This window comes from Streptomyces sp. MnatMP-M17 (assembly GCF_900091995.1).
Classification (GTDB): Bacteria; Actinomycetota; Actinomycetes; order Streptomycetales; family Streptomycetaceae; genus Streptomyces.
In genome coordinates this window covers 1-8,267 of the sequence record NZ_FMDK01000076.1, presented here as the reverse complement: position 1 = coordinate 8,267, position 8,267 = coordinate 1, and the positions used below count along the sequence as shown (strand labels likewise).

General features: G+C 68.3%; 8 protein-coding genes and 1 pseudogene. 4 read left to right on the top strand and 5 right to left on the bottom strand.

Annotated elements, in window-relative coordinates:
* A partial coding sequence (locus GA0115259_RS04085) for an asparaginase domain-containing protein (protein WP_093590925.1) occupies positions 1–655 on the bottom strand: 655 nt, incomplete at its 3' end.
* Positions 656–693: 38 nt separating this feature from the next.
* Positions 694–2,154, bottom strand: coding sequence for a hypothetical protein (locus GA0115259_RS04080; protein WP_093590922.1), 1,461 nt, complete (start codon positions 2,152–2,154; stop codon positions 694–696).
* A gap of 192 nt (positions 2,155–2,346) precedes the next feature.
* Here GA0115259_RS04080 and GA0115259_RS04075 point away from each other — a divergent pair, with 192 nt between their 5' ends.
* Both GA0115259_RS04075 and GA0115259_RS04070 read left to right on the top strand, forming a co-directional pair.
* The gene (locus GA0115259_RS04075; RefSeq protein ID WP_093590919.1) at positions 2,347–3,246 is read left to right on the top strand and encodes a DUF5753 domain-containing protein; all 900 of its coding nucleotides are present in this window, start codon (positions 2,347–2,349) and stop codon (positions 3,244–3,246) included.
* Positions 3,247–3,249: 3 nt separating this feature from the next.
* Positions 3,250–3,483 carry a DUF397 domain-containing protein gene (locus GA0115259_RS04070; RefSeq protein WP_093590916.1) on the top strand — a complete coding sequence of 78 codons (234 nt, stop codon included), beginning with the start codon at positions 3,250–3,252 and terminating at the stop codon, positions 3,481–3,483.
* Positions 3,484–3,807: 324 nt separating this feature from the next.
* On the opposite strand, the gene GA0115259_RS04065 is transcribed toward GA0115259_RS04070, so the two are convergent.
* A complete protein-coding gene (locus GA0115259_RS04065; protein WP_093590931.1) occupies positions 3,808–4,911 on the bottom strand; it encodes a methyltransferase domain-containing protein in 1,104 nt (367 codons plus the stop codon).
* A 644-nt stretch (positions 4,912–5,555) separates the two neighbouring features.
* Between GA0115259_RS04065 and fxlM the strand changes: the two genes are divergently transcribed.
* Positions 5,556–6,857: a methyltransferase, FxLD system gene (gene fxlM / locus GA0115259_RS04050; RefSeq protein WP_093590907.1), complete on the top strand. Its 1,302-nt coding sequence runs from the start codon at positions 5,556–5,558 to the stop codon at positions 6,855–6,857.
* Here fxlM and GA0115259_RS04045 read toward each other — a convergent pair.
* Both GA0115259_RS04045 and GA0115259_RS04040 read right to left on the bottom strand, forming a co-directional pair.
* On the bottom strand, positions 6,850–7,050 hold the full coding sequence (locus tag GA0115259_RS04045) for a hypothetical protein (RefSeq protein WP_093590903.1): 201 nt from the start codon (positions 7,048–7,050) through the stop codon (positions 6,850–6,852). The two genes, fxlM and GA0115259_RS04045, sit on opposite strands and share 8 nt — an antisense overlap.
* Positions 7,051–7,324: 274 nt before the next feature.
* Entirely contained in the window at positions 7,325–8,002 is a 678-nt protein-coding gene (locus GA0115259_RS04040) for a TetR/AcrR family transcriptional regulator C-terminal domain-containing protein (RefSeq protein WP_093590928.1), read from the bottom strand.
* A 76-nt stretch (positions 8,003–8,078) separates the two neighbouring features.
* Here GA0115259_RS04040 and GA0115259_RS04035 point away from each other — a divergent pair.
* A pseudogene (locus GA0115259_RS04035) lies at positions 8,079–8,267 on the top strand (proline hydroxylase); the annotation flags it as partial.

Genomic DNA, 8,267 nt, shown 5'->3' with positions numbered 1-8,267 from the left:
CGATCTCCACCTGCGGCAGGGCGCCTGCCGGCAGCGGTACGGGGGTGATCGGGCTCAGCGAGTGGTGGAACCGTGCTGTCCCTTCCACCACGTGACCGAGGGGACCGGTGTTCGGGGATTCGAAAGCTGCCGGACTGGTTGTGTGCATCTTCCGGACGTGGCGGGCGGCGTGAACCGCGTCGCCCAGAACGACGAGGACTCCTCTGCCGCGCGCCTCCGCAGTCACAGCGGTCTGGACTGCGGACAGAAGGTTCGCCGGGCCGTCGGCTCCCGCCGTCTCGGCCGTGCGCATCGCGCCGGTGAAGACCACCGGCGTGCTGCCCTGGTAGTAGAGGTCAGTCAGGTACGCGGCCTCTTCGAGAGTGTCGGTGCCCTGGGTCACCACGATCCCGTCGATGCCCCCAAGATCGGCCCGCTTCAGCCGATCCACGAGGCTGACGATGTCGCTGATCGCCAGCGACGCCCCGGACACGTGCCGAAAGTCCTCCACGGTGACCTCGGCGGCGTTTCGAAGGCTGGGCACAACGCCCACGAGGTCGGAGCCGGTCAGCGTCGGTGTGACGCCGGATGCCGCGCCGGTGCGCGTCATGGCGATGGTGCCACCCAGGGTGAGCACCAGGACAGTGCGGTTCGGGTCTCGGTCAGCGGAGAGCACGAAAGACCTTTCAAGAGGGATGACAGCGCGGACGGCGTTCATCGGGACGAGGTGAGCTTGCCGAGGAAGAGCAGGGTCTCATCCAGCGCTTCCACGGTCAGCAATCGGCTGCGGGGGCGAACGAGACCGGTGACGCCGTGCTCGCCCAGCGCGTGGCACCGGGCAGTCAACCAGCCCCAGTCCAGATGCAGATAATCCGCCAGCGACCTCAGACGGGCCGCCGAGTCCTCGCCCACCAGCACGTCGGTACCCTGCGCATCGGCGAACACGGTGGCGTACGTACGCAGTTCCCCGCGCGACGATGTACTGCCAGCAGCCCACAGTGCCCCGCCTGGAACCCGCACCCAGTTGGCAACTACGGCTCGCTGGCCGGGGACCAGGGCCACCCCGTCCACCTCCGAGTACTCCGCATTCGATACCACCCTGACACGGATCCCGAAGCGCTCCATGAGGGCGATCGCCAACAGCAGCAGGACCCTCTCATATCTCTCGGAGAGCGCCATCTCGGCCTCGGGCAGACAGAAGACTCGGGCGGTCTGGGCCACTGTGCCTTGGAAGCGTTGGAGGGTTCGGAGGTAGTCCAGCTTGTGCTTGAAGAACAGCCAGCAGGCCGCCTCTTCTCCGCTTTGTTCACGAGTCCAGAAGACCGGAACCTCGCTCGCATCGGCCAGCTCCTGCTCGATGTGCCGGGCGCAGAACGCCGACCCCATCCAACTGCTCCCGACTTTGGTCAGGTCAACGAGCAGCTGACTGGGCGCCGACCGGGGCAAGGACAGGTAGGTGTCAAGAAGGTGCTGCTCAGCGTCAAGGACCTGATCATCGGACAAGAGGCCATCATCGAGCTGGGTAAGCGCCCAGAGAATGCCGTAAGTGAGGTCGTCCAGGAGATAGGCTGAGGGAATTGACAAGGCTCTGGTGGCAGGCAGTCTCGGCAGAGCGGGCCTGCGAGCGGCTACGGCGTCGCGGACGTACAGATTGAAGTCGTCCTCTCGCTCTTCGATACCGACGAGGAACCCGCGGCGCGCCGGACGTAAGAACTGCTCCAGGTCGTGCAGGCCGTCCTGGCTCAGGTCGCGAGCGTTGGCTTCCTCACCTCGCCTGGTGACAGGAAGAAGGTGCACTGCGGCGCTGGTGCCGTCCAGGCGCTGGCGTCCGGCGATCTCCCAGACGCCTGCGGGGAGCCGCAGGTTGGACGTGGGCCAGCGCGAACCGATCTGCGTGGCTAGCAATTCCTGCGGCTGCGCTGGGCTGAACAGTTCCTCGATCGTCTGCCCGAGCAGGTGTTCCAGGATTTGCGCTGACTCACCACGGGGACGGCCGTACCACGTGCCCGAGGACCACCTGTCGAACGTGGTGCGCCCTACGCTGGCCGTGGCGAGGCGGCGGTTGCCGGTTTCGCGGGCGAGATCCCGGCCGGCGGCCGTGAAATGGACACAGAACGCTTCCCAGCCGAGAAGGTTGCGATCCTTCAGCAGGAGGCTGAACAGCGTCCGACGCATCGCGGCGGCCCCTCCCTGGGCGTGTAACGGGCAGCAGAGCAGCAGAACGGCCCCCACGCGGGGCGACGGGCGCTGCACACTTCGTGACCTTGGCTAGGATGCTCCCTCAGGCGAGCGGTTAGCAATATGGTTGAGCAAATTGTTCAGCCAAATTGCTTGTAGGGAGTGCGGCGACCCGTCAGACTGGCCGCCATGCCAGAAGCGAAGACGCCGTGGTCGTTGACCCTCAGCGAAGTCGGCCTGCGCCTTGAAGAGCTGCGTGAACGGCGCGGCCTCACCCAGGGTGACGTTGCGGGCCACGAGGTGCTGCGGCAGCGCGGTATCAGGATCGACAAGAGCGGGTTGAGCCGACTGGAAGGCGGACAGCGCCGCCGCGTCGCCCGCGACCTCGTCGAGGCGCTGCTTGAGTGCTACCAGGCCAACGTCACCGAAACCTCGGAGATTCTGGCACTCCTGGGCGCGGACACCACACCAGCTGGCCGACCACGCCCCGCCCTGTGGCGGCGCAACGCCAACCTCCTGGGCCCCATGCAGTTCGAGGGCTTTCTCAAGATGGAGCGTCGGGCCAGCGAACTGGCGAACTACGAACGAGACGTCTGGCCGGGACTGTGTCAGATTGAAGACTATGCCCGGATCGTCATCGCTCGGATAAGACCCGAGCTGAGCTCTGCCGAAGTCAAGGCCCTCGTGGACGTCCGCATGGACCGCCAGCTGCAGGTTCGCGAAGGTGCGCTCAAGGGCTTTCGTGCTCTCGTGGACGAGAGAGCCCTCCTCGACACCATCGGGGACCGTTCAGTATCGAGGCGGCAGATGCAGAGGATCCTCGCTGACTCAGAGGAACCTCGGAACACGATCCGCATTCTGCCGGAGGTGGTCGGCCTCCACCCGGGCTCCGCAGGCGCGTTCGTCCTCATGACTTTCCCCGAAGCTGCCCGCGAGGTCGTGTGGGTAGAGACCATGGTCAGTTCGGTGTACTTCGACGGGGAAGAAGACGTGCAGCGCTACACCGCAGCTTTCACCAATCTGTGGGAGCGGGCGCTGGACCCTGGGGAGACGCACATGCGCCTCAAGGAAAAGATCAAGGAGCTATAAACAGTGGCAAAAAAGCCGGACGCGTCCTCATTTGACCTGACGTCGGTCGACTGGACGGTGTCCAAGTACAGTGGCGGCGGCGGGAACTGCGTGCAGGTCGCCGTCAAGGACGGTTACGTCCTGATCGGCGACTCGCAGAACCCGGGCCGACTTCCCCACGTCTTCACTCCTGCCGAGGCGAAGGCGTGGCTGCTCGGCGCGAAGGATACGGACTTCGACTTCCTGCTCGATCTCTGACCGCATCCTGATCGCCGACAAGTAGCTGCCGACCCCATGAAACTGGGGTCGGCCCGATCGTTTTTACAGCACTGACACTACGGATACGAGCTCCGAAAATGGCCTGGCTTCACATCAAGCCGAGCTTGCGGCACGGCTCCTGCGACTCCCATGGGTGTAGGCGATCACGAGCCCCGGCACCTGCGCTGCGAGGCGCGCCACCACAGCACGATGCCGGGACGCCGACATCGACTCCGACATTCCCGCGCGGGCTCGCCGACTGTTTGACGAGGGGTGCGCCACGTCGGTGTAATCATCGTATGCGGCTGCTGGGGCTGCTGGACTTCATGCGATTCGTGCGGGTTGCGAGACAGGTGACCAGCGTGGCCCGGTTTCCTGGTTGCCGCTCCAGATGTACTGCTCGTACGGGGTACGGGTCATGCCGAAGTCCCACAGGCTCGGTGCGCCCGCGTCCTGCCATCTCTGCCACGCCTTGTCGGTCTCGTCAGCCAGCCGGCGGGGGCCGCCCTGATACGCCACCACACGGCCGTCCTCCTGGGTGACGAGCGTGGCCCAGGAGGACCGGCCGTCGTGCAGCCAAGCCGTCACGGCCTTGTCGGCCTTCGTCGTGATCCGCACATCGGGGAGCAGGACGCGCAGAGCGAAGAGCAGGCTCACGTCGGCCTGGAGCGGCAGCAGGTTCTGGCGGGCGAAGAGGCCCTCGACGTCCGGCATGGTGTCACCGCGTACTTCGCTCAGTGTCCGGCCCTGGTCGGTGCCGCGCGCCGGCATGAACTGGGCCAGGCCCTGCACCCAGCCCGTGGCCGAGTTTCCGTCCGGGGCGACAGTGAGGGCCACGTGGCCGAGCCTGCCCCAGGGAGTGACGATCCGTCCCCCAGGCCGTGTCTGTTCCACCCACGCCCACGGCACCTCATCGACCGCGTACGTAGCGATGAGCCGGTCGTACAGCGCGCGCTCCGGCCAGCCGGCGGCTCCGTCGCCGGCCACCACCTCCACACCCGCACGCATCGCGCCGAGACGTTCACGCGCGGCATCCGCGAGCAGGGGATCCACCTCGACACTGGTCACGCGTCCGGAGCCCGCCCGCGCGGCCAGCAGCGCCGCGTTCCAGCCCGCGCCGGTGCCCAGTTCCAGCACCCGGTGCCCAGGCTCGGCCATCAACGAGTCGAGCATGTCCACCACGACCGACTGACACGACAGGCTTGAGGACGGCAGTCCCTGCGTCATCTGCGTGATCGTGGGCTCAACGGGACTGGCAGGGTAGACGAGTTCCGCCCAGCGCTCTGGATCGGTGTCACGGTCTGCCGGGGCATAGGCGGAGCCGTCCCACGTCCATACGCGGTCCGTCGCGAAGTGATGACGCGGCACGGCCTCGACAGCGTCCCGAACCCACGGAGAATCCTCCGGCCACCTGCCCTGGTCGTCCATCACGCGTGCGAGCCGGCTGCGCAGCGGTGCGAACTCGTCTACAACCACTTCTACTTCCGACGCTTCCCGCTAGGCGGCGGCTGGTCTCCTACCTGTCCGTCCGCATTCCCGGGCGGCGGCGTTCCCTTCCCAAGCTCCGGCTTCGGCTTGCTGTGTGCCCCACCGGTGCCACTACCGCTCTGGCTCTCAGCCACCATGAATCCCCTCACCTCAACAAACCGGGCACTCTCAGATTGCATGATCACTGACTGTTCCGGCCGCCGAATCGCAGAGAATGTCTCGATTCGGCTCTTCGGCCGCTGCCCGGCGCTGGCGGTGTGCCTCAGGACAATGGCAGGGGGATTTCGGTCCCGTGGGCCGCCCAGTCCGCTGCCGCGCGTGCCACGGCGGCGAGCGAGGCCTCTCCGGGCCGCCGTCCGGCCGCCGCTCGGCACATGCGCGCGTGCGCGGAAGGGCAGCTGGCGACGATGCCTTCCGCCTCGGCCGGCGCATGACCGGCCGCCACCAGCTCCACCACGAGCAGGGCCGGGGAGATGTACGCGGCTTCCACAGTGGGCCATGACCAGCGGCCGGCCGCTTGACTTCCGCAGTGGCGCGCGGAGTTTCTGGCCAACTCCGCTCCATGGTGAGGCGCGGCGTGTTGCATGGCGGCGGTCTGTACTCGGGTCCGTATCAGTGCGGTGATGACGGCTTGCGGGGCGACCGGAGAGGACATTCTGCGTGATCGGGACTGGTGTGGGCGCGGAGTCGCCTGGCGTTCTGCGCGAGCGGATGGTCGAGGAACTGCGCGGGCGAGGTGCCCTTCCTCGGCCGCGGTGGAGGCCGCCTTCCGTAGGGTGCCTCGGCACCTGTTCGTCCCCGAGAGACCTGCCGGGGAGGTGTATGGGGCCCCCGAAGGCGTCTTCACCAAACGCAACGCGCGGGGCCGGCCGGTCAGTTCGGTCTCGGCTCCGTGGCTGCACGCGCGGATGCTGGAGGCGGCTCAGGTGGCTGGGGGTATGAGCGTGCTGGAGGTAGGCTCCGGCGGATGCAACGCGGCGCTCCTGGCGGAACTTGTCGGCGGACAGGGGGCGGTGACCACCGTCGACATCGATCCCGACATCACCGCGCGGGCCCGCGGGCTGCTTGACGAGGCGGGCTACGGGCAGGTGCGAGTCCGCGAGGCGGACGGCGCTCTCCCGCTTCCGGAAGCTCCTGCCCGGGGGTTTGACCGCATCATGGTCACTGTCGGCGCCGCGGATCTGTCGCCGGCGTGGCTGGATCAGCTTGCCCCGGAGGGGCGGCTGGTGGTGCCCCTGCGTTTCCGAGGACTCTCCCGCACGATCGCCTTCGCCCGCGAGCAGGACCATCTGCGCAGCGACACGCTCATCGTCTCGGGTTTCGTTGCGATGCAGGGCGGCAGCGCGCACGCGCCGCGTGTCGTACGCCTGGCCGGCCACGAGGTGCGGCTGGTCGTCGACGAGGAGCAGCCCGCCGACGCCGGTGCTCTGACCGCGGCGTTCGCCGGACCCCGGCAGGAGCAGTGGACCGGGGTGGAGCTGGGCGGCTCGGAGGGACTGCTGCCGCGCCTGGAAGTGTGGCTCGCGGGCGCGGTCGCCCCCTACGGCAGGCTGCGTGCCACGCAGACCGCGGCCGAGCGCGGTCTGGTCGGCTGGGTGCTGGACAAGGGGATGCCCGCCGTATGGGATGAGAACTCACTGGCCTACCTCACGCTGCGCCGTGTGCCGCAGGCGGCCCAGGAGCGTTATGAGCTGGGCGTGATCGCCCATGGCCCTGACCGTGAGAGCCTCGCCGCCTGCCTGGCCGACGCGGTCCGGCGTTTCGACCGTGAGGCCAGGGGAGTGGGGGAGCCGGTCATGCGTGCCTTCCGCCGGGACGGCCAGGACTCTGCCCGTCCCGGTGACGTGACCGTCGACAAGCCCAGCGTCCGTCTGGTGATCACCTGAGGTCTCGGATCCGCCCCGCCCCGGGGCGGTCCGGATCGTGGGCGGCGAGGAGGACGCGGCCGATACCCGCGAGCCCTTTGATGGCGTCGTAGACCGCCCACGGAGTGGCCTCTGCGCGGGCGGCCCGCTGGTGGTGATGGCGGGCGAGCGCGGTAGCGCGGGCGGAGAGCCAGGCTGTGGCGCGGGGCAGCATCGCCTGGTGCGGGTCGTGGGAGGGCAGGTAGCCGGCTGGCTTCCAGCAGACTGGGCTTCCCTGCCTGGCTGGAGGCCGACGAGGGGGCCGTTGCGCCTGGAGGCGGGGGATTGGTGTCTGCCACTCCAGCGACTGACGCGGGCGGTCGGAGCGCGCAGCCTCCAGTCGCCGCTCGGCCTTTTCGGTGCCCAGCTTCCATGGTGACCGTGTGTTCTGTGCCGACGCCCTGACGGCCAATGCGGCCCGAGCTGCCGCAACTGTGTAGTCCTCGCCATCACGTTGTCGACGGTTTGGGCTGCGGGCCCGGAGCACTGGGGGCGGGGTCGGCGGCTTGGATGAGCTGGCGGAGTGCGCTGTAGAAGACGTCGTGGTCGGTGACGGTGGGCAGGATGTCGGCCAGGTTTCCGGTCAGTGCCGGGAACTCGTCGGGGTCGAGTGCGGCGAGTGCGGCGCGGGTGGTGGCCTGGGCTGCTTTGGGGTTGCGGTGGTCGACGAAGCTGGCGCTGCCGAGGGTGAGCAGGTACATCCGGCGGTAGGCGGTGATGGCTTCCTTGGGGGTCATCCCGGCGTTGAGGTTGTCGGCGAGCTGCGGTTCGACCAGGCGTCTGAGGAGCTGGGGGCCGAGCCAGGGGCGGCCGGCGCGCAGGGTGAGCAGGCCGGGGTGCTCGGTGAGCAGCTGGTAGAAGCCGCTGAAGCGGGTTTCGGTCGCTGTGGCCCAGCCGGTGTCCGGAGGGATGTCCGGCAGGGCGGAGGCGAGGTGGTCGGCGCAGAGGTCCAGGAGCCCGGCGATGTCGGTGCAGCGGCGCTGGACGGTGGTGTGGGCGATGTCGAGTTTCGCGGCCAGGGTACGGAAGCTCAGGGCCTGAGGACCTTCCTGATCGATGATCAGCAGGGCTGTCCCAGCGATGAGTTCGGGTGTGGCGCGTTCCAGTGACGCGGATTGCCTGGGCATAGGAACCAGCGTACGGTACACCGTATCTGTCACGGAATGCTTAACTCTCCTCACTCGGAGGCACCTCATGCCCCGCGTGCTCGACCCTCTGTTCACCGCCGCGGACGCCCCGGCATTCACCGGCCGCCACCTGGCCAGACTCGCGGCCGGCACGCTCGCCGCTGTCCGGGTCCCCGGCCTTCTCGACCCCGGTACGTGCGAGGCCGCGCTGGCCGCGGCGGACCGGCTGCCGGCCACCGCGTATGACCCGGCCCGGGTGCCGACG